Source organism: Streptomyces sp. AcH 505 (assembly GCF_000818175.1).
Taxonomy (GTDB): domain Bacteria; phylum Actinomycetota; class Actinomycetes; order Streptomycetales; family Streptomycetaceae; genus Streptomyces.
Genome location: NZ_JTIY01000002.1, coordinates 908,868 through 928,257 on the forward strand (window position 1 = coordinate 908,868; position 19,390 = coordinate 928,257).

Sequence of the window (19,390 nt, forward strand, 5' to 3'; positions counted from 1 at the left end):
CTCGGCGAGCGCCGCCCGCGACGCGGGCGCCCCGAAGGGGTCGGCGAAGTACTGCGTCTCGTGCACGACGTGCCCGTCGGCGAATTCCATCACGCTCACCGAGCAGGTCGGCACTCCGTCGTAGGTGATGACACACTCGCTCACCCACAGATCCCCACTGCCCGTGATCCGCCGGACGGTGAAATGACGGTCGGCGGGGTGTCCGCCACGCTGCGCCGAAATCGCCGCGCGGCCCCGGAACCGCTCACCCGACTGGGGGTAGTCGAGGACCGCGTCGGCGGCGTAGACGGCGTGCTCGGCCTCGTTGTCGCCACGCTCCGACGCCCGCCAGTGGTCCTCGACGGCGGCTCTGTTCCGGACATCAGGATCCATCGGGATCAGCCGGCGTCGGCCACGGGCTCCAGCACGAAGACGGGGATCACCCGGTCCGTCTTCGTCTGGTAGTCGGCGTAGTCCGGCCAGACCTCGACGGCGCGGGACCACCAGAGGTCACGCTCCGCCCCCTCGACCTCACGGGCCGTCATGTCCTGCCGTACGGCGCCGTCCTGGAGCTCGACGAGCGGGTTCGCGACCAGGTTGTGGTACCAGGTCGGATGCTTGGGCGCACCGCCCTGCGACGCCACCACGGCGTACGTCCCTTGATGCTCCACCCGCATCAGCGGGTTCTTGCGGATCTTGCCGCTCTTGGCTCCGAGGCTGGTGAGGACGATGACGGGGATACCCCGCAACGTCGTACCCTCGGCGCCCCCTGAACCCTCGTACAACGCGACCTGTTCGCTGACCCACTGCTCGGGGCTCGGCTGGTACTCGCCGCTGAGAGGCATGCTGTCCTCGTTTCCGTGATGGGGGCGCATGGCGACCGGCGTGCTGCCGGCTGCCTCGGCCCTCGGTCGGATCTGCCGTCTCCATGATCCCTCACCTGTCGGACTGTGCCCCGGCGTCCCGCGCGGGAGGCGCGGGAGGCGGGGGAGGAGCGGGCGGCAGCAGCTGCCCCCGGCTCACGGCGCGCACGGTGAAAGCGGCGAGGACCGCGACGAACACGGTGATGGCGGCCAGGACGAGGCAGGCGTAGACGCGGGGGCCCGCCAGGTCGGAGAGCGCGATCCAGTGCATCGTGGCCGAGGCCACAGCGGCCCAGGAGAACGAGAAGGACCAGAAGCCCAGGCCGAAGGAGAGCTTGCGGTACGCCGGGAAGAGCCGGATCTGGGCGATCACCATGAGCAGCCCGTAGCCGGCGAGGAAGGCCACGGGGAGGTCGATCCGGTTTCCGTTGAGGGCGAGGACCGCGAGACTCGCCACCGCGCCGGGCGCCACCTCGATCGCCATGGTCGGGGTCAGCGCCGCGGGCAGCGACGGCCGGAAGAACAGCCGTCCCAGAATCAGACTTCCCAGCATCAGCCAGCAGATGACTCCCAGGCCCAGCATGAACTCCGCCAGGCCCCGCTGACCGACCGCGCTCGCCGCGGCGGAGGCGATGAGGCCGCCCGCCGCCGTGGGGAGGAAGTAGCCCGGATGCATCTGGTCCAGCTCGAAGGAGCCGTAGATCCATTGGCCGGTGAGCCAGCTGCCGAGCAGCAGCGTGAGCACGATGAAGATGTCCACGACGACCCGCCCGGCGCCGAGGGCGTGCGGCACGATTCCCTGTGCGGCCAGCAGCATCGGGATGATGACCATCAGCGAGGCGAACGGACTCACGATGCCGCTCGTCAGGTCCGCGACGAGTGCGCCCTTCGTGGACAGGGCGCCTCGGAAGTACAGCACCACCGCGGCCAGCCACAGGACCGCACCGAGTGCGATCAGCGCGTCCCCCGGCCATCGCGGAACATATCCCGCGCTCGCCGCCGCCCCCCAGGTCCCGGCCAGCCCGGCGACGCCGAAGGGGATCCCGAAGAGGGTCAGCGGCACCCTGGTAGCGGTCACAGCGGGTTCCTTCCCTACGTGCTCCGGTGCCTGTCCCCCAGACATGCCCGTACGGATCCGCCTACCGGCGCGGCGGCCGCCACCTTCGCCCGACTGGCCGAGCCCCGTCAGCGTGCCGGGCGCATACTGAGGGGGTCGCTGAGAAATCTGCGCCTTTGGACCGTAATGCGTCGGAAGAGAGAAGTGAGAGCCGTGCACCTGACGGCAGCACTCGATCCCGCGAGGTCGGAATGGGACGTCATCGTGCTGGGGGGAGCGGCGGCGGGCGAGAACGCCGCGCAGTACGCCACGCAGTTCTCGGACCTGGACGCGGTGCTGGTCGAGGCGGATCTCGTCGGGGGCGAATGCTCGTACTGGGCGTGTATGCCCAGCAAAGGACTGCTGCGTCCGGTCGAGGTCCTTGACGACGCGTCACACGTGCCGGGCGTGTCCTCGCTGGTCGACGGGGGAGAGCTCGACGTACCGGCGGTGCTGGCGCGCCGGGACGTCGTCGTGCACGGTCTCTCGGACGACTCGCAGGTGGAGTGGGCGCTCGGCGCGGGCATCGACGTGGTGCGCGGGTACGGCCGGCTGACGGGGGAACGCCGTGTCGAGGTGACGGATCCGTCGGGGGAGACCCGTACTCTCACCGCCCGCCACGCCGTGGTGATCGACACGGGATCCGCACCCGCCGTACCGCCCGTCCCAGGACTTCGCGAGGCCCGCCCCTGGACCTCGCGCGACACCACGAATCTCCACCACGTGCCGCCACGTGTGGTGATCCTCGGCGGTGGTGTGGCGGCGTGCGAGGCGGCGACCTGGCTGAACGGCCTGGGAGTGGCCGAGTTGAGCCTCGTCTACCGGGACACCCGGCTTCTCACACGTCAGGAGCCCTTCGCGGGGCAGCTGGTCGCCGAGCGTCTTGAGTCGGCGGGCGTGCGGCTGTTCCCCGGCCGGAGCCTCACCGAAGTGGAACGCCACAACGCACGCGACACAGGCGTGGGTTGGACGCACGGCGGCGAGGTCAAGGTCCAGCTGGACGACGGAAACACACTGCGCGCCGACGAGATCGTCGTCATGGCGGGCCGGGTGCCGCGCACCGACGACATCGGGCTGGCGTCCGTGGGGATCACGGGCGGTGGATTTCTCGACGTGGACGACCAGCAGACGGTCCGAGGCGCCACCGGTCAGTGGCTCTACGCCATCGGCGACGCGTGCGGCAGGGCGCTGCTGACCCACATGGGCAAGTACCAGGCCCGCGTGGCCGGTGAGGTGATCGCGGCCCGGGCCGCCGGCGGGGGCGACGCCTTCGAGCGCGGGAGCCGCTTCAGCAGCGGGGAAGGCCATCGTGCGGTACCCCAGGTGACGTTCACGGTGCCCGAGGTCGGCTCGGTCGGCATGACGGAGGCGGCGGCGGACGCCGCGGGAGTCGACGTCGAGACGGCGGAGTACGACATGGCCGCTCTCGCGGGGACCTACGTCATGCGCGAGGACTACACCGGCCGGGCCAAGCTCGTGATCGATCGGGCGACGGACACGCTGGCCGGTGCGACCTTCGTGGGCGCGGGCGTCGCGGAACTGGTGCATTCGGCGACGACGGCGATGGTGGCGCGCCTGCCGGTCGCTGAGATGTGGCACGTCGTGCCGAGCTACCCGACCGCGAGCGAGGTCTGGCTGCGCCTCCTGGAGACGCTGGACGCCGGCCGGCGGGCCGCCTAGCCGACGAGTCGACGCGTTGCGTGGTCGACAAGTCGGCCGGCTGTCCCTGCGGCCGTCAGCTTTCGGCCCGGCCGGGATCGCTCGGGTGCTCGCTCAGCCGCGTCGTCCGTACGAAGAGCCACCCGGCGAGCGGCAGGGTGCTCAGCACGGACTGCATCTCGTCGGTGTCCCGGGCGCGCCACAGTCCGAGCGCATGGCGCTCGCCGGGCGTGCGCCAGAGACGTACCAGCGTGCCCTCCCGGGCCAGCTCCGCCGTCCGTACCGCCTCCGCCGCTGTGGCGTCCTCCAGCGCCTCGGACGGCCCGACGTCCGAGGCGATCGGGGCGAAGGACACCAGGAACTCCGTGGCGGCCGCGGGCGTACCGGCCGAAGCCGGTCCGGGGTCGTTGGGGTGGGGCGTCAGGGGCGTGACCTCGTCGCTGCGCCACACACGCAGAGGCATCGAGGCCAGGATCTCTTCGAGCTGTGTCGCGTCCGGTGCGGCGAACAGCCCGAGCGAGCGCCATTCCCCGGGCTGCAACGGCGGGCGCCACAGGCGCAGCAACTGCCGCTGCTCGGCCAGCCGGTGCGAGTTCGCGGCCTCACGGGCGCGTACGGCGTCGACTTCCGCCTGTGACGTCCCCTCCGGAACGCTGGTGGTCATCGTGACGAGGAATTCCATGAACTCATCCTCCGGCGAAGGCCGGTTGATCGCACCCCGTGATGGCTCCGGCCCGCTACCCGGTATACCGTGAAAGGTGATGATCGGTGCCATACGGTGCCACCCATCGGACGGCGGTGTGAGCTGTGACGACATCATGCGACCTGCTCCTCGTGGTGATGGATTCGGCTGCGACGACACCGGTCGAATCCGGTGACCTGTCGCTCGCGCTGGCGGGTGCCGAGCTGATCGATCTGGCCGCCGAGGACTGTGTGAGGCTGGCGGACAACCGCGTCCTTCCGGGGAGCAGGCGCACCGGGCCGGACGGCCTGCTGGACGGGGCCGTCTCCTCGATGGTGCGGGAGGCGCCGTTCGAGACGGTGGACGAATGGCTGTGGCGTCGGGGGCGCGGCCTGTCGTGGCGGTACGTGGACGCTCTCGAAGCCGACGGACTGCTGATCCGCCCGCACCGGCACCGGCTGCTGTTCAGGGGCGAGGGCAGGACGCCGGCCGACTCCCCGGTCCGCCGAGCCGCCATGGAGCGCTGGGAGTCGGGTGAGGCGGTTCTGGTGCGGCTCGCGCACAGTCTGGGAGTCGAGGGGGAGCGGTCGGCCCGTCCGGCCGCGCCGGTCGGTGACACCGTCCACGTGGTGGTCGCCGCGGTGGACCGGGCTCTGGCCGAGCTGGCGGACGAACGCGACAAGCGGGAGCACCGACTGGAGGACGCCGCGGCCGACAACCGACAGCGGGGATATTGACCCCCGTCCTGGCGATGAGTCCGCCGGTCCGCCGAGGTCTACCCACTGACCGGAACGACCGCCACATCGGGAGTAGACATGGGCCTCATCGACATCGAGCTGTTCGCCACCCTCGACTTCGTCGGGCAGGCGCCCGGCGGCCCCGACGAGGACCCGGTGGGGTTCCCGTTCGGCGGCTGGCAGGCGCCCTTGGTGGACGAGGTCACCGGGGAGCAGATCAGCGCCGCGTACGCGGGCACGGACGCCCTCCTGCTCGGCCGGCGTACGTATGACATCTTCGCCGGCTACTGGCCCCACCAGGAGGAGGGCGAGATCGCCACGCTCTTCAACAGCATCCCGAAGTACGTGGCCTCGCGCGGCGAGCCCGACCTGCCGTGGGCCGGGTCCAACCTGCTCGGTCCGGATCTGCCCGACGCGGTGCGTGAGATCCGCGACCGGCACGAGCGGGTGAAGGTCGTCGGGAGTCTGGACCTGGTGCAGACCCTGCTGCGCGAGAAGCTGTTCGACCGTCTCGACCTCTGGGTGCACCCGGTCGTGCTCGGCGTCGGGAAGAAGGTGTTCGACGGGGGCGAGGTGCCCACTAACCTCACACTCCTCGCACCGCCGGCGGCCGGTCCGAAGGGCACCGTGCACCTGCGCTACGCGCTCGCCGACGGCACCCCGAGGACGGGGACCATGGGCGAACCCGATCGCGAGGACGACTGACTCAGTGGGGGAGGAGCTGCTGGCCTCCGTCCACGTCGAACGTGGCGCCGGTGAGCGCCTCGTTGGTCATGATGTGCAGCGCCAGCGCGGCGACATCGGCCGGACCCACCACTCGTCCGATGGGCAGTGTGTTACGCAACTCCTCACGGCGGGCGTCGAGTTGATCGCCGAGGAGCGATGCCGACAGCGGGGTGTCCACAAATCCGGGCGCGATCAGGTTCACCCGGACCGGCGCCGTCTCCAGGGCGAGATTCGCGGTGAGGGCGGGCAGTGCGGCGGTGAGCGCGGACGCCACGGCCATGCCGACGCCGGGACGCCGGCCCCCGGTGCCGCCGATGAACAGCAGCGTGCCCCCGGCCCGTACCTTGTCCCGGCTGTGGAGTGCCACGCCGAGGGTTACGGCGAAGCGGTCGTTGACCTCCCGCTGAACGGTGGCGAGGTCCATGTCCGCCAGCGGCGTGTAGGACGGCCGTCCGGCGGTGACCATCACGTGGTCGACCGGTCCCCGCAGATCCTCGAAGAACTGCCCGAGCCGGTCGTTGTCGGTGGCGTCGAACACCGCCGTGCTGCGGGCGTCGAGCTCCAGCGCGGCTTCGCGGAGGCGTTCGGGGTCGCGGCCGACCAGAACCACCTGACCGCCGCCCGCGCGCACCTGGCGCGCCGTTTCGCGCCCGATGCCGGCGCTGGCACCGATCACCACGACCGTCCGACCGGCGAAACCCCCTGCGCTGTGGGCCCCGGGAACAACAGGTGCGGCAGCCATCGAAACCTCCGGCTTCTCGTCCCCCTTGTCCGTACCGTCCGCTCCCCCTTCCCCCGTACCATCGTCGCCCCTCGGGCCACTGACCGCCTCCTCGGCCCGGTCCCCTCGGCCCAGTCTCTGCGGTCCTGGCACCTCGACGCGGGTGGGGCGCGCGGAGTGCGCACACCACGTGCGTGTGCTTCCGCACGCCATGAGGCGTCGCGTTCCCGGTTGTGGACCCAGGGGCAGGGATAGCGCGTCGGTGGGGCCCTTCCCGCCGGGGGGGGCGGGGTGCGGAGATGCCGGCGGAGCACGCGGACGTGATCGTCGTGGGGGGCGGCGCCATAGGCCTGGCGTCCGCCTGGGAGGTGTCCCGGCGCGGACGCTCGGTGACGGTGCTGGAACGGTTCGGTACGGGACACGACTGGGCGAGTTCCGCCGGTCTGGAACGGCAGTGGCGGCTCCAGTACAGCGAGGAACAGTGGTCACGGCTGGCGCTGGAGACCCTGCCCCGCTGGCACGCGCTGGAGTCCGCCGCCGACAGGCGGCTGCTGCACCGGACGGGCAGCCTGTGGTTCGGACGGGTCGGACTGGCGACGAGCGAGGGGGAACTGCACACGGCGGCCACCGTTCTGGGACGTCTCGGCGTGCCGTACGAGTGGTTGTCGGCGGCCGAGATCGAGTCCCGCTTCGGCTTCGCCCGGCTGCCTGCCGACCACGAGGGTTTCTATCAGCGCGACGGCGGTGTGATCGACGTCAAGGGGACGGTCGCAGCGCTCTCCCAGTTGTGCGCGCAGGCGGGGGTGCGCGTCCGCGAGCAGGAGCGGGTCCGGGCCGTGGAGCCGGACGGCGAGGGCGTCACCGTACGGACCGACTCCGGCACCTACCGGGCGGGAACGGTGATCGTGAACACCGGTGCGTTCGCCAACGAACTGCTCGCACCGCTCGGTTGCCCGCTCGATCTGCATGTCTTCCGGATGAGTTCCGCGTACTTCGCCCGGCGCGCCGCCGATGTGGACCTGCCGACCTGGTACGCCTTCCTGGCGCCGCAACAAGGCGACGGCAACGGCTCCTTCTACGGATTCGGCCACAACCCGTGGACCGGGAGCGATCTCGTCAGGGCCGCTTCCGACGCCGAACGGACCGTCAAGGACGAGGATCCGGGGGCGCCCGCCGTCCCGGACGGTGGCGATCTCGGCAGCGCCGCCCGATGGGTGCGGGATCACCTCCCCGGTCTTGTGCCCCGGGGCGTGCGGGCGGGCAGCTGTCTGGCGGCGCTGCCCACCGACCCCGGCCGCCAGTTCTACCTCGGGACGCTGCCCGCCTCGGTCCCGAACGGTGAGCGGGTGGTGGTGCAGTCGGCGGGATGGGCCTTCAAGTTCGTCCCGATGTTCGGCCGGATCTGCGCGGACCTGGCGGTCGACGGCCGCAGCGCCCACCACGATCCCGCGCTGGCCCTCGCATGACCGGCCGGGGCGTGGTCGGTCGCGCCGGAGCGGAGCCGGGAGGGCAGGCCGCAGGGCAGGCGGCAGGGCAGCCGGGGGCCGTACGGGTCAGCCGGTTCAGCGGCCCCCGTGGCAGCGTTCTCCATCTGGCGCTGGCCACCGGCGACCCCGCACACCCCCTGCCCGCCAACGGGGGACTGCGGTTGGCCTGTGGCCAGTTGGTCACTGATCCCCGGGGCCTCACCCGCCGGCTGGCCACCGAGATGCTGCTCAAACACCAACTGCACCGCACCGGCTTCTGGGGGGCCAAGATGCTGGTGACAGGTGCGGACGTGGTCGACGAGGAACTGCTGGCAGCGGTCGCGCAGGTGCTGAACCACGCCGCCGGCACGCTCTACACCGGCGCCGACATGGGGGTGGACGCCGCCGACATGGAGCGGCTGTCGCTCATGACGCCGTACGTGCTGAACGCGATCGGCAGCAGCGTCGAGCCCAACACGGCCACCGCGTACGGCGTGTTGGGCGCCGTCGAGGCCTGGGCAGGCGGCCCCGTCACCGGGCTGCGCGTGCTGGTGCACGGCGTGGGCAAGGTGGGCGCCGTACTGGCGACGGAACTCGTGGCGGCGGGCGCGTCCGTCCTGACCTGCGACACCGCGCCTGGGGCGCCGGACGTCCCGGGCAGCCGGCCCGTACAGGACTGGGCCGCGCAGGACGTGGACGTCCTGATGCCCTGCTCGGTGAGCGACCTGATCGACCCCGCGCTGGCCGGGCGGCTGCGGTGCGGTGCCGTCATCGGCTCGGCCAACGCCGTCCTGGCCGACGAGGACGTCACCGCGCGAGTCCTGCACGGCCGCGGCATCGATTACGTGCCGACGCCGCTGGTCAACGCCGGTGCGGTCATCGTCGACTCGATCGAGCACTACGCGCGCGACGCGTTCAGCGCCGCGTCGCCCGAGCGGGTGTACGCGTTCGTCAGGGAGACCGTACGCGCGGCGGTCGCCGACCTGATCGCCACCGCGGCGGGGACCCTGTCCGCGTCGGCGATCCCGCACCAGGTGCCCGATCCGGTCGGGCTACCGTTCTGCGGTCTGGGCTTCCTGCCCGGTGAGCCGGCCGTGACCAGTGACCGAAAGGCGGGACGATGACCGTCGACGTGGTGCGCGAGTCCGCGCGATGAACTCTCCGTACGACGACACCGGCGACGCTGTTCGCGCCGCCCTGGCCCAGGGCAGGGCCGCGGTGCTGCCCAACCCGGCGCCGCTGACGTACGTCGTCGCCGCGACGACTCCGTACGCGGTGAACCGGGCCAAGGACCGCCCCGCCGACCAGCCCGTCGCCCTGTGGACCCACCACCCCCGTACAACCGACCTGGTCCTGAAGGCACTTGACCTCACCCCGCAGGCAGCCCGAACGGCCCGGTCGCTCCTCACCGACGAGCGCGTGACGCTGCTCGCCCCGCTGCGTGACGACCGCACGCCGCCGACCTGGCTGAACCCGGCGACGTACGCCGGCTGGACCCTGCTGTTCGGCGCCCGTTGGGATCCTTTGCTGCCCGTGCTGGACGAACATCCCGTCCTGTACGTGAGCAGCGCCAACCGCACCGGCCGCCCGCCCGCGCCCACGGCGGCCCGGGCCCGCGCCATGTTCCCCGACCACGTTCCTGTCCTCGACCCCGCCACCCTCCCCGGAATCACACCGGACACCCCTGACGCACCGCAACGCGCGGCGACCACGACGATCCGGCTGCGGCCCGACGGCAGCATGGAACTGCACCGTTCCGGGGCCCAGGACGGCGCACATCCCGATCCCACCGCCTACCTGCGGCAGTTGCGTGCCCGGGTGTGGTGAGATCAGCGCTCGTAGACCCCGGTCAGCCGTCCTCGGCCCAGCACGGACGCGCTGACGGCGGGCAGGAGGGCACGGGGCCGTGCCCGGTCCACCGGCGTGCCGGCCGGGCCGCTGTCCACGGGGGCCGAGAGGGCGAACAACTGGAATACGTAGCGGTGCGGGCCATGGCCCTTGACCGGCGCGGGACCGTGGTAGCCGCGGCCGATCGTGGACCGCAGCACCCGTACCCCGGAGCCCGGCTTCCGGCCGGCCAGGGCACCGGGCTCCAGGTGCCCGGCCGCCGGGTCGATCAGGGCGAGGCAGTGCACGGCGGGCTTGCCCATGGGCACGTCGATGTCCTCGACGACCAGCAGGAGTTGGGCCGTCCCTGCCGGGAGCGCGCTCCAGGCCAGTTCGGGGGAGACGTCGTCACCGCCGATGTGCTTCGCGCACTGTTCCAGCCGCATGGAGCCGTCGTCGCCGAAGTCCCGGCTGGTGACGGTCAGCAGGTCATGGCCTCGCAGGTTGGGCAGGTTCCACGCCAGGTGGGCCTCGCCCGCCCTGCGGTTCTTCAGGAGCCGGCCGAGCAGACTCATCGTGTTGCCCCGGCCTTCTCGACGACCTCGGCGGTGGTGGCGGTCTCGCCGAGCTTCGGGAAGACGCGCGCGATGCTGTGGCGGTGCGCTTCGGCGTCGGGGTCGGTCATGGCGTCGGTGGCCAGGACGACGTGATACCCGTGGTCGGAGGCCGAGCGGGCTGTCGACTCGACGCCCGAACTGGTCGAGATCCCGGCGAGCACGATCTGGGTGACGCCCAGATCCCGCAGGAGGGTGTCGAGACCGGTGTCGTGGAAGGCGCTGCGCCGCCGCTTGGTGATCAGGTGGTCCGACGGCTGGACGTCGAGTTCGTCGATGAGATCGGCCCAGCCGGCCGGCAGTGCGGCGCCGCTTCCGGACCGTCCGGCCTCGGTGCGTCCCGGCGCGCGTCCGGTGACGTTCACCAGGACCACGGGCAGGCCGTGCCGCCGGAACTCGGCCGCCAGGTTTGCCGCTTGCTTGACGGCAGCGGTGACCGCCGGGTCGCTGTGGGCGGACACGATGCCCTTCTGCAGGTCGATCACGACCAGTGCGGAGGTGGGATCGATCGTTGTCAGTGTCACGGTCATTTCTCCTGTGGATGTCGGCTGGTTGCCGGGGTCGGTGCGGCTTCGTGCGGCCCCCGGGCCTTGGCCGCGGTGCCGGTGCCGCGCAGCAGAGAGGCGACAGCGGCGAGGAAGGCGAGCGTGGCGCCGAAGGCGAACACGACGACCAGACCGGAGTGGAAGGGGCCGGCGATCAGGGACGGGAAGAACTCCCTTCCGGTCAGCGTCTGTCGCTGTGCGGCCGTCAGATGGGCCAGGGCGCCGGTGGGCTGGAGCAGGTGCTCAATCGGGTTGACGCCCAGTTGGGCGGCGAACAGGGACGAGACCGGTGGCAGGTTGCCGACCTGGCCGGCGATATGGGCCGGTACGCCTTGCTGTTGCAGTCCGCCGGTGAGGGTGTGCGGGAGGCTGCCGGCCAGCCCGGCGATCATGAGCGAGAAGAACACACCGATGGAGACGGCCGTCCCGGAGTTCTGGAACGTGGCCCGCATCCCGGAGGCGACACCACGCAGGTGCGCGGGCACACTGCCCATGATCGAGGAGGAGTTGGGGGAGGCGAACATACCGCTGGCGATCCCGTTGAGCGCGATCAGCAGCGCGAAGACCCAGTAACTGAAGTCGATCGGCAGGACCATCAAGCCCAGGAAGCTGGCGCCGAACAGTACCGCGCCGCCGGTGGCGAGCCCCCGGGAGCCGAGCCGGTCCGACAGGTATCCGGAGACGGGTCCTGCGGCGAGGAACCCGGCGGTCAGCGGCAGCATGAAGATGCCGGCCCACAGCGGGGTGTCGCCGTAGTCGTAACCGTGCAGCGGAAGCCAGATGCCCTGCAGCCAGATGATCAGCACGAACTGCATCCCGCCGCGGCCGATCGAGATGGCCAGGCCGGCCAGGTTGCCGAACGTGAAGGCGCGCCGCCGGAAGAGGCTCAGTTGGATCATCGGCGCCGCCACCCGGTTCTCGATGACGACGAACGCCGCCAGGAGGACGAGCCCGCCGACGATCAGCACGTCGACCAGCGGGTTGGTCCAGCCCATGGTGTGTCCGCCGTAGGGCTGGAGGCCGAAGGTGACAGCGACCAGGACCGCGCTGAGGCCCACGGCGAAGGTGATGTTGCCCCACCAGTCGATCCGGCCGCCACCGCGCTTTCCGGTCTCGCGCAGGGTGCGGTAGGCCCACAGCGTGAAGAACACGCCGACCGGCACGTTCACCCAGAACACCGCGCGCCAGTCCCATGCGGCGAGCAGACCGCCGGCGACCAGGCCGATGAACATCCCCGCCAGGGCGGCGACCTGATTGATGCCGAGGGCGAAGCCGCGCTGCTCGTCGGGGAAGGCGTCGGTGAGGATCGCGGCCGAGTTGGCGGTCAGCATCGAGCCGCCGACGGCCTGCACCACCCGCCAGCCGATCAGCCACATCGCTCCGTGGCCGCCGTCGAAGGGGTCGAAGGAGAGGAGGACGGAGGCGAAGGTGAAGACCGCGAACCCGGCGTTGTAGATCCGGACCCGGCCGTACATGTCTCCCAGGCGGCCCACCGTGACCACCAGGACGGCCTGGACCAGCCGGTACCCCATGATCATCCACAGCAGATAGGCGATGTTGCCAGGCGCCAGCGGATCGAGGTGTACGCCCCGGAAGATCGCGGGCAGCGCGATCAGCACGATGGAGCCGTCGAGCCCGGACATGAAGACCGCGGCGGTGGTGTTCGTCAGTGCCGTCCACTTGTACCGGTCGTCGTCGTCGACCGGGCCGCGCGGGGCACGCGTGGTGGGAGGGTCCGTCATCGGCCTGCTTCCTCAGGGTTCCTTCGGCGTCAGATGTTCTGGGCCAGCCGCTCCAGCAGCGGCGCCGCCGCCGCGAGGCGCTCCAGCTCGGCCCGGGTGAAGGTGTCGCCGGTCAGGGCGCGTGCGATGAGCTCGGCCCGCGCGTTGCGCTTGTCCTTCAGCGCCTGCCGGCCCGCGTCGGTCACCGTCAGCACGACACGCCGGCCGTCGTCCGGGTCGCGCCGGCGTTCGACCAGGCCGCGGTCGCGCAACGTACCGAGCGTCGCCCCCATGGCCTGTGCGGTGATCTGCACCTCCCTGGCCAGTGCGGAGGAGGTGGTCGGGCCCAACCGGTCCAGACGCGACAGGGCGGTCCGCTCGGGCATCGTGAGTCCGCCGTCGACCGGTACCTGCCGCACCCGTCGCACCAGCACGCTGAGACTCGCCAGCAGGGCGGCGGCGACCGCGTCGGGGTCCAGATCATCACTCATATGCTAAGGCTACTTTATAAGTCGACCTTAGTAAATCCAGCTGATCCTGCCGTCGTCGCTCAGGAGCCGGCGGAGTTCCCGTCGCCGAGTGCCCACGCCTCGATGTCGCGGTAGCGGACCGGCCCGCCGCCACGGCCGGCATTGCTGCCGACGAGATGCAGACGCGACGCGGGCCACCGGCAGCCGGTGAACCCGGCGAGCCGTTCGGCAATCTCCGCCGCCGAGGAGTCATCGTTCCGGCGGGCGCGGGCCAACGTCAGATGGGGCCGCAGGGGCCGGTCCTCCAGGAGGACACCGCACTCCTTGACGACGCTGCGCACATCGGCGGCGAGCTGATGCAGCTCGTCGACGTCTCCCTCGATTCCGCTCCACAACACCCGCGCGTCGAAGGTTCCGCTGCCGTGCAGTGCCAGGCGCGGCGGCCGGTGGTCCGCCGCGAGAGCGGCGAGCGGCGGCCGCAGGAGCGACACCGTCCCGACCGGCACTTCTCCGAGGAACGCCAGGGTGATGTGCCAGTCCTCGATGCGGTTCCATCGCATGTCGGGGTGCGTGTCACGGGCGGTGCGCAGCTCCCGGTCCAGTTCTTCCTTGGCGTGGTCGGGCGGGGCGAGGGCGATGAACACGCGAACGGTCGCGGGCCGATTCTCAGCTGTCACACCGGACTTCGTACCGCATCCTGAGCGTCGGCGAAATGTGACGCATCGTCAGGGAAAGCGTCGGATCCGGGAGCGCATGCGCCTGGTCGAAGCCCTGCCTACGCTGGAAGCCGACAAATCGGTCGAAAAGTACGGGTGGAGGCGCGTGAGTGATGGCGAAGATCCTTTTCATAGTGAGCGGAGCGACGTACTGGGTGCTCAAGGACGGCACGAGGTATGCGACCGGCTACTGGGCCGAGGAGTTCGCGAACCCCTACCGGGAGATCACGGGCGCCGGCCACGAGGTCGTGGTCGCGACACCGGGCGGTGCCGTCCCGAACGTCGACATGATGAGTCTGCGGCCGTCCATGGCGGGCGGCGAACAGGAGGCCCTCGATCTGGAGGCCACCATCCGCGACGCCGAGGTGATGCGACGCCCGCTCAAGCTGTCGGACGTGCGCCTGGAGGACTACGACGCGGTCTATCTGCCGGGCGGCCACGGCCCGATGTCGGACCTCGCGTTCGACGCCGACGTGGGCCGGCTGCTGACGGCGCAGCTCGCCTCGGGCAATCCGCTCTTCATCGTGTGCCACGCCCCGGCCGCGCTGCTCGCCACCAGGATTCACGGCGAGTCGCCCTTCAAGGGCTACAGGGTCACGGGCTTCACCAACGAGGAGGAAGAAGGTGTCGGACTCGCGTCCAGGGCGACCTGGCTGCTGGAGACCGATCTGAAGGAGAAGGTCGGCGTCGACTACAGCCGCGGCCCGATCTGGGAGCCGTACATGGTCGAGGACCGCAACCTGGTCACCGGCCAGAACCCGCACTCCGCGGCGGTACTGGGGGAGCGGCTCCTGAAAACCCTCGCCTGAGGCGAGTTGACGCCGACGGCGGGCGGCGGCCTACCCGCCCGCCTCGTCGGTGTACGTCGCTCAGTGCCCGGCGCTCTGGCCGCCGTCCACGTGCGAGATCTCACCGGTGACGAACGGGGCCTGCTCCAGGTAGAGCACCGCGCGGACGACATCGTCGACCTCGCCCATCCGGCGGACCGGATGACGTGCCGCCTGGAACCCGTCGGGGTCGGTCGGGTGCATCGGGGTCCTGATGACGCCGAGCGCGACGGTGTTCACCCGGATCCCGCGGGTGGCGTACTCGATCGCCAGCGACTTCGTGACCCCGTCCAGACCGCCCTTGGTCAGGGAGGTCAGCGCCCCGCTCACCTCGGCGTCGGCGTTGTCGACGAGGCTGCTGGAGATGTTCACGACATGGCCGCCGCCCTCCCGGGAGAGCATGGCGCCGATCACACCGCGCGACACTTCGAAGAAACCGCGCACATTCACGCCGACCACCAACTCGTAGTCCGCGTCGGTGTATTCGGTGAACGGCTTGGCGACGAACACGCCGGCGCCGTTGACCAGTGTGTCGATACGGCCGAAACGGTCGACGGTCGCGTCGACCACCCGCGCCCCGGCACCGGGCTCGGCCACGTCGGCGGCCAGGGACAGCACCTCGGGATCGTTCGTCGGCGGGGCGGAGCGGCTGGTGGCCGTGACCGCGTAGCCCAGCCCGCGGTAAGCGGCGACCAGGGCCGTCCCGATGCCCCCCGACGCTCCGGTGATGACGGCGACTTTCCGTGTGGCGTCCATGAGGAACTCCCGTCGGATCGGATGCCGAACGCCTGCCCGTCAATTCTTCCGGGATCGGACAGGAACGGCCATCCGGCGCCCCGGGGAGTAGGACTGGCTGCGGTCGCCGCCCGGGCGCCACGGCCCGACGATGGCAGCAGGAGAACGCTGTCTCGACGCCCGGAGCTGAAGCGTGACGTTTACCGAAGCGATGGACCACGCGGCGCAGGTCTTCGAGGGCGTCGGTGCGGTGGTACTGGCCGTCGGCTTCGTGCTGGCGCTGGCGGTCGCCGCACGGGACTGGCGGCGGTCGGGACTGGCGGCGGAGGGCTACCGGGCGATGCGACAGGTCTTCGGCGGAGCGTTGCTGCTCGGCCTGGAGATCCTTGTGGCGGCGGACCTGATCCGTACCGTGGCCGTCGCGCCGACCTTCGAGAACGTCGCCGTGCTGGGACTGATCGTGCTGATTCGCACCTTCCTGAGTTTCTCCCTGCAGATCGAGATCGAAGGCGTTCTTCCGTGGCGGCAGGCGCTGAAGACCGGCGGCACGCATGTCGCCCGCGCCGTCGACGGGGGCACGCCGAGACCGCCGTCCGACAGCGACGATCCCTCGCCCTGACCCATGGTCCGCGGCCCCGCTCCTCAGGACAGCCGCACGCGCGCCGTGACCAGGCCGGCGAAGGTGAGCAGCCACGCCCCCACCGCGATCCACAGAAGGACCCGGCCCAGGGGCTCCAGCCACATGACGCCTGCCGAGGCGGAGAGGGAGAGCGAAGCCGCCGCGGTCATCCCCAGCGGGAAGACCGTGGACCAGCGACGGACGTCGTAAGCGAGACGCGGCCGGCGGATCTCCGCGTACGCGAGCAGCGCCCAGAGGGCGACAGCGAGCGCGAGAAGCACCAGTGCGGCGGTATCCAGCGTCCGGTGTGCCGTACCGGTCCACCGGGGGGACGCGAGCAGTGTGGATCCAGCCAGGGCCGAGATGGCCAGTGCACCGCCGGCCACCCAGTGGTCGCCCGCGCCGGTGAAGATCTGCCGGAGGTCGAAGCGGGGCAACACGACCGCGTACAGGACGACCCCGAGGCAGAAGAAGGCGACGGCCGCGGTGCCGAGCCAGGCCGAGCCGTCCGCGATGGACAGCCTTCCGCCGAGCACGGCGATCCCCTGTGTGGCCACGCAGATCAGGAAGATGTCGCCGTGCAGGTGACGGCGGTCCGCCCGGCGCACGACGGTCACCAGCAGTCCTGGCCACACGAGCACCGCCAGCGCGAGCAGGGCGGCAGCCGTGCTCTGCCATCCGAGCAGGGACAGGCGCGTACCCAGCAGCGTGGTGGCCGCGACAGCGGTGAGCGCGGGCGGGGTCCCGGCCTCCGCGGCCCAGCGGGTCCTGTCGCTGAAGAACGTGATCACGAAGGACACGGCGAGCAGGACCCACCAGCACGCGCCGACGGCGAGGGCGGTCAACGACAGGACTTCGTCGCCGACGAGATGCAGCCCGACCGACAGGATGCCGGTGGCCATCACGGCGGCGCCGCCCCCGGCGCGCAGTTCGCCGACGCTCCCCACGGCTGCCGTATGCGTCACCGTCCCATTCCACCAGCGCGTCCCCGAACCCACCAGTTCGGCCGCGCGCCCGCGAAGCGGGGCGACTACCTTTGTAGTGGTAATGCGCTGTCAGCCGCGCGGCCCCACGGCCCGGTGTCGGTTCCGATCCGGACGACCAGGACATGCCTCCCGGGCAGGGAGAGTCGCGCAGAGGAGTCACTGGACATGTCTCATCATCTCGATTCACCCGCAGCCCGCGCCGATGCCCGGCTGAACATCTCCGACGTGTACGTGTTCCGGGGTGAGCGCGGGACCGTCTTCGTGATGAACGTATGCTCCGACGCCGCAGGCCCGGACGCGCCGAAGGGATTCCACCCCGAGGCGCGGTACGAATTCAAGATCGACAGCACGGGCGACGCCGTCGAGAATCTGACCTACCGCTTCAGTTTCGGCCCGCCGGACGAGCAGGAGTCGCAAGCCGTCGAGCTGCGCAGGCTCGTGGGCGAGGACGCGGGCGACGACGCGGCGGACGGCACCGTGCTGCTCAGCGGCACGACAGGGCGGGAACTCAGCACCGACGGGGGCCTGCGCGTGTGGACCGGCAGGGCCGGCGACCCGTTCTGGATGAACCCGGCCGTGGTGGAGGCCGTCGGCCAGGCGTTCCAGCACGGCACCGACGTCGATGTCCCCGCACCGGATGCCGACCCGGTGAAAAGCCTGTTCTCCGGGCAGAAAGTACGGTCGATCGTGCTGGAGGTGCCGGACGCCGGCCTGGTGCCCTTCACCCGCGGCAAGGACATCAAGGTGTGGGGCGTCACCGCGCTGGCCACCGATGCCGGCGGATGGCACCGCATCAACAGGTGCGGGCTCCCGATGGTCTCGCCGATCTTCGCGCAGTTCGACGACGAACTCGCCGAGCGGCTGAACCAGACCGCCCCCGCCCACGATGCCGACACGTTCAACGAGGAGATCGCCGCCCGCGTCGCGGCGGTCGTCGCGGCCCGTGGCACCACGTCCGATCCGCACAACTACGGTCGCACGGTGGCCGATCGCGTGCTCCCGGACATCTTGCCGTACACGATCGGCACTCCCGCGGTCTTCGGCTTCGCGAAGTTCAACGGCCGGGCGCTGAACGACAACGCCGGCGAGGTCATGTTCTCCCTCGCCACCGACAGTGCGCTGGCCGTGGGCCTCGGCAAGGAAGCGGTCGACGCCCCCTCGACCCCGTACTTCCCCTACCTGGCACCGGCCGTCTGACGAAAACGGCTCCGGAAGCCGCACCCGCATCCACACCGACTTCCGCACCGGCGTGCACGGCGCACCGGTGCGGAATTCGGTGTGCCCATTCGACTCCGCACGCCCTACCGGCGAACACGGAACGGCAGCAATGATGAGCAGACCGTAACGGATTCATTCGACTCCGCGTAACCGCCTCCTGCCCGGGCGGACATGCGGCGGAAGGAGTTCTACGTTGTTGCTTCTCATCTCCCCGGACAGCGTCACGGAAGCTCTCGACTGCGCGAAGGCGGCGGAGCATCTCGACATCGTCGATGTGAAGAAGCCCGACGAGGGTTCGCTCGGTGCGAACTTCCCGTGGGTGATCAGAGAGATCCGTGACGCGATCCCCGCCGGTACGCCCGTGTCCGCCACTGTGGGAGACGTGCCGTACAAGCCCGGCACGGTGGCCCAGGCGGCGCTCGGCGCGGTCGTCTCGGGAGCCACGTACATCAAGGTCGGCCTCTACGGATGCACGACGTCCGACCAGGCCGTCGACATCATGAGCGGCGTCGTCCGGGCGGTGAAGGACTATCGGCCGGACGCGTTCGTCGTCGCCTCGGGTTACGCCGACGCCCACCGGATCGGCAGCGTCAACCCGCTCGCGCTGCCCGACATCGCCCGCCGCTCCGGCTCCGACGCGGCCATGCTGGACACCGCGATCAAGGACGGGACCCGGCTGTTCGACCACGTTCCGCCGGAGGCCTGCGCCGAGTTCGTCCGGCTGTCCCACGAGGCCGGTCTGCTCGCCGCCCTCGCCGGCAGTGTGAAAGCGGGAGACCTCGGCGCGCTGACCCGGATGGGCACGGACATCGTGGGGGTGCGCGGTGCGGTCTGCGAGGGCGGCGACCGCAACACCGGCAGGATCCAGCCGCAGTTGGTGGCCGCCTTCCGCGCGGAGATGGACCGCCACGCCCGGGAATCCGCAGCCGCCGTCGCCGCCGCGAGCTGACGCCGGCATGCCGGCGAGTCAGCACCGTCGCGCGACCATAACCCGCAGGGAGCGCTTCGCCGTCGTCGATCCGGCGACGGGCGAACCCTTCGACGACGCTCCCGACCAACACCCCGACGAGTTGGACGCCGTCGTCGGCCGGGCCCACGACGCCTGGCGGGGCTGGCGGACCGACCCCGTCGCCCGCGCCGCCGCGTTGCTCGCCGCAGCCGACGCCGTGGAGGCGGCCTGCGC

The 19,390-nt window shown here is 71.0% G+C and carries 23 protein-coding genes; 11 read left to right on the forward strand and 12 right to left on the reverse strand.

Annotated elements, in window-relative coordinates; genetic code table 11:
- The 3 genes from HY68_RS34020 to HY68_RS34030 form a co-directional block, all read right to left on the reverse strand.
- The coding region (locus HY68_RS34020) for a nuclear transport factor 2 family protein (RefSeq protein WP_041999252.1) at positions 1 to 372 on the reverse strand (372 nt) is incomplete at its 3' end.
- Between the two features lie 5 nt (positions 373 to 377).
- Positions 378 to 824: a nitroreductase family deazaflavin-dependent oxidoreductase gene (locus tag HY68_RS34025; protein ID WP_041999254.1), complete on the reverse strand. Its 447-nt coding sequence runs from the start codon at positions 822 to 824 to the stop codon at positions 378 to 380.
- A 91-nt stretch (positions 825 to 915) separates the two neighbouring features.
- Positions 916 to 1,920, reverse strand: a complete 1,005-nt coding sequence (locus tag HY68_RS34030) for a TDT family transporter (RefSeq protein ID WP_241778846.1) — start codon at positions 1,918 to 1,920, stop codon at positions 916 to 918.
- Between the two features lie 192 nt (positions 1,921 to 2,112).
- On the opposite strand from HY68_RS34030, the gene HY68_RS34035 reads away from it, so the two are divergent.
- The gene (locus HY68_RS34035) at positions 2,113 to 3,618 is read left to right on the forward strand and encodes an NAD(P)/FAD-dependent oxidoreductase (RefSeq protein WP_241778847.1); all 1,506 of its coding nucleotides are present in this window, start codon (positions 2,113 to 2,115) and stop codon (positions 3,616 to 3,618) included.
- 55 nt (positions 3,619 to 3,673) lie between these two features.
- Here the strand turns inward: HY68_RS34035 and HY68_RS46235 are convergent, their stop codons facing one another.
- Positions 3,674 to 4,279: a muconolactone Delta-isomerase family protein gene (locus tag HY68_RS46235; protein ID WP_041999257.1), complete on the reverse strand. Its 606-nt coding sequence runs from the start codon at positions 4,277 to 4,279 to the stop codon at positions 3,674 to 3,676.
- A gap of 125 nt (positions 4,280 to 4,404) precedes the next feature.
- Here HY68_RS46235 and HY68_RS34045 point away from each other — a divergent pair, with 125 nt between their 5' ends.
- Complete coding sequence (locus tag HY68_RS34045; RefSeq protein WP_041999260.1) at positions 4,405 to 5,016, forward strand: GPP34 family phosphoprotein; 612 nt, start codon at positions 4,405 to 4,407, stop codon at positions 5,014 to 5,016.
- A gap of 78 nt (positions 5,017 to 5,094) precedes the next feature.
- A complete protein-coding gene (locus HY68_RS34050) occupies positions 5,095 to 5,721 on the forward strand; it encodes a dihydrofolate reductase family protein (RefSeq protein ID WP_041999263.1) in 627 nt (208 codons plus the stop codon).
- 1 nt (position 5,722) lies between these two features.
- Here HY68_RS34050 and HY68_RS34055 read toward each other — a convergent pair whose 3' ends face one another.
- Entirely contained in the window at positions 5,723 to 6,418 is a 696-nt protein-coding gene (locus HY68_RS34055) for an SDR family oxidoreductase (RefSeq protein ID WP_347560679.1), read from the reverse strand.
- Positions 6,419 to 6,762: 344 nt separating this feature from the next.
- Between HY68_RS34055 and HY68_RS34060 the strand changes: the two genes are divergently transcribed.
- Genes HY68_RS34060 through HY68_RS34070 form a run of 3 tightly spaced genes read left to right on the forward strand, consistent with a single transcriptional unit; the run spans position 6,763 to position 9,756 of the window.
- Positions 6,763 to 7,929 (forward strand): FAD-dependent oxidoreductase, encoded by a 1,167-nt coding sequence (locus tag HY68_RS34060; RefSeq protein ID WP_041999269.1) that lies wholly within the window; start codon positions 6,763 to 6,765, stop codon positions 7,927 to 7,929.
- Positions 7,926 to 9,053 carry a hypothetical protein gene (locus HY68_RS34065; RefSeq protein WP_052457445.1) on the forward strand — a complete coding sequence of 376 codons (1,128 nt, stop codon included), beginning with the start codon at positions 7,926 to 7,928 and terminating at the stop codon, positions 9,051 to 9,053. The genes HY68_RS34060 and HY68_RS34065 overlap by 4 nt, the downstream gene beginning before the upstream one ends.
- A gap of 28 nt (positions 9,054 to 9,081) precedes the next feature.
- Entirely contained in the window at positions 9,082 to 9,756 is a 675-nt protein-coding gene (locus HY68_RS34070) for a hypothetical protein (RefSeq protein WP_041999272.1), read from the forward strand.
- Positions 9,757 to 9,758: 2 nt separating this feature from the next.
- Here HY68_RS34070 and HY68_RS34075 read toward each other — a convergent pair whose 3' ends face one another.
- From HY68_RS34075 to thpR, 5 genes are read right to left on the reverse strand one after another with little or no spacing between them, the layout of a single operon-like run.
- Positions 9,759 to 10,331: a YbhB/YbcL family Raf kinase inhibitor-like protein gene (locus tag HY68_RS34075; RefSeq protein WP_041999275.1), complete on the reverse strand. Its 573-nt coding sequence runs from the start codon at positions 10,329 to 10,331 to the stop codon at positions 9,759 to 9,761.
- Complete coding sequence (locus HY68_RS34080; protein WP_042000686.1) at positions 10,328 to 10,894, reverse strand: isochorismatase family protein; 567 nt, start codon at positions 10,892 to 10,894, stop codon at positions 10,328 to 10,330. Before HY68_RS34080 ends, HY68_RS34075 begins: the two co-directional genes overlap by 4 nt.
- Before the next feature lie 2 nt (positions 10,895 to 10,896).
- A complete protein-coding gene (locus HY68_RS34085) occupies positions 10,897 to 12,657 on the reverse strand; it encodes an MFS transporter (RefSeq protein ID WP_041999278.1) in 1,761 nt (586 codons plus the stop codon).
- A 29-nt stretch (positions 12,658 to 12,686) separates the two neighbouring features.
- Positions 12,687 to 13,127, reverse strand: a complete 441-nt coding sequence (locus HY68_RS34090; RefSeq protein ID WP_041999281.1) for a MarR family winged helix-turn-helix transcriptional regulator — start codon at positions 13,125 to 13,127, stop codon at positions 12,687 to 12,689.
- A gap of 59 nt (positions 13,128 to 13,186) precedes the next feature.
- Positions 13,187 to 13,783: an RNA 2',3'-cyclic phosphodiesterase gene (gene thpR, locus HY68_RS34095; protein ID WP_041999284.1), complete on the reverse strand. Its 597-nt coding sequence runs from the start codon at positions 13,781 to 13,783 to the stop codon at positions 13,187 to 13,189.
- Positions 13,784 to 13,935: 152 nt separating this feature from the next.
- Here thpR and HY68_RS34100 point away from each other — a divergent pair, with 152 nt between their 5' ends.
- Positions 13,936 to 14,631, forward strand: a complete 696-nt coding sequence (locus tag HY68_RS34100; RefSeq protein WP_198533478.1) for a type 1 glutamine amidotransferase domain-containing protein — start codon at positions 13,936 to 13,938, stop codon at positions 14,629 to 14,631.
- Between the two features lie 60 nt (positions 14,632 to 14,691).
- Here the strand turns inward: HY68_RS34100 and HY68_RS34105 are convergent, their stop codons facing one another.
- The gene (locus tag HY68_RS34105) at positions 14,692 to 15,405 is read right to left on the reverse strand and encodes an SDR family oxidoreductase (protein ID WP_041999290.1); all 714 of its coding nucleotides are present in this window, start codon (positions 15,403 to 15,405) and stop codon (positions 14,692 to 14,694) included.
- 172 nt (positions 15,406 to 15,577) lie between these two features.
- On the opposite strand from HY68_RS34105, the gene HY68_RS34110 reads away from it, so the two are divergent.
- A complete protein-coding gene (locus tag HY68_RS34110) occupies positions 15,578 to 16,003 on the forward strand; it encodes a DUF1622 domain-containing protein (protein WP_107070258.1) in 426 nt (141 codons plus the stop codon).
- 23 nt (positions 16,004 to 16,026) lie between these two features.
- Here HY68_RS34110 and HY68_RS34115 read toward each other — a convergent pair whose 3' ends face one another.
- Positions 16,027 to 16,968, reverse strand: coding sequence for a tellurite resistance/C4-dicarboxylate transporter family protein (locus HY68_RS34115; RefSeq protein ID WP_041999294.1), 942 nt, complete (start codon positions 16,966 to 16,968; stop codon positions 16,027 to 16,029).
- 186 nt (positions 16,969 to 17,154) lie between these two features.
- Between HY68_RS34115 and HY68_RS34120 the strand changes: the two genes are divergently transcribed.
- From HY68_RS34120 to HY68_RS34130, 3 genes are all read left to right on the forward strand, one after another.
- On the forward strand, positions 17,155 to 18,186 hold the full coding sequence (locus HY68_RS34120) for a DUF4331 family protein (RefSeq protein WP_041999296.1): 1,032 nt from the start codon (positions 17,155 to 17,157) through the stop codon (positions 18,184 to 18,186).
- Between the two features lie 214 nt (positions 18,187 to 18,400).
- The gene (locus HY68_RS34125) at positions 18,401 to 19,156 is read left to right on the forward strand and encodes a (5-formylfuran-3-yl)methyl phosphate synthase (protein WP_041999297.1); all 756 of its coding nucleotides are present in this window, start codon (positions 18,401 to 18,403) and stop codon (positions 19,154 to 19,156) included.
- A 7-nt stretch (positions 19,157 to 19,163) separates the two neighbouring features.
- On the forward strand, positions 19,164 to 19,390 hold a 227-nt coding region (locus HY68_RS34130), incomplete at its 3' end, for an aldehyde dehydrogenase family protein (RefSeq protein WP_041999298.1).

Excerpts from the sequence above, each read along its gene's own strand:
- HY68_RS34025 (WP_041999254.1), bottom strand. The coding sequence starts at position 824 with ATGCCTCTCAGCGGCGAGTACCAGCCGAGCCCCGAGCAGTGGGTCAGC.
- HY68_RS46235 (WP_041999257.1), bottom strand. The coding sequence starts at position 4,279 with ATGGAATTCCTCGTCACGATGACCACCAGCGTTCCGGAGGGGACGTCA.
- HY68_RS34050 (WP_041999263.1), top strand. The coding sequence starts at position 5,095 with ATGGGCCTCATCGACATCGAGCTGTTCGCCACCCTCGACTTCGTCGGG.
- HY68_RS34060 (WP_041999269.1), top strand. The coding sequence starts at position 6,763 with ATGCCGGCGGAGCACGCGGACGTGATCGTCGTGGGGGGCGGCGCCATA.
- HY68_RS34065 (WP_052457445.1), top strand. The coding sequence starts at position 7,926 with ATGACCGGCCGGGGCGTGGTCGGTCGCGCCGGAGCGGAGCCGGGAGGG.
- HY68_RS34070 (WP_041999272.1), top strand. The coding sequence starts at position 9,082 with ATGAACTCTCCGTACGACGACACCGGCGACGCTGTTCGCGCCGCCCTG.
- HY68_RS34075 (WP_041999275.1), bottom strand. The coding sequence starts at position 10,331 with ATGAGTCTGCTCGGCCGGCTCCTGAAGAACCGCAGGGCGGGCGAGGCC.
- HY68_RS34085 (WP_041999278.1), bottom strand. The coding sequence starts at position 12,657 with ATGACGGACCCTCCCACCACGCGTGCCCCGCGCGGCCCGGTCGACGAC.
- HY68_RS34090 (WP_041999281.1), bottom strand. The coding sequence starts at position 13,127 with ATGAGTGATGATCTGGACCCCGACGCGGTCGCCGCCGCCCTGCTGGCG.
- HY68_RS34100 (WP_198533478.1), top strand. The coding sequence starts at position 13,936 with ATGGCGAAGATCCTTTTCATAGTGAGCGGAGCGACGTACTGGGTGCTC.
- HY68_RS34105 (WP_041999290.1), bottom strand. The coding sequence starts at position 15,405 with ATGGACGCCACACGGAAAGTCGCCGTCATCACCGGAGCGTCGGGGGGC.
- HY68_RS34120 (WP_041999296.1), top strand. The coding sequence starts at position 17,155 with ATGTCTCATCATCTCGATTCACCCGCAGCCCGCGCCGATGCCCGGCTG.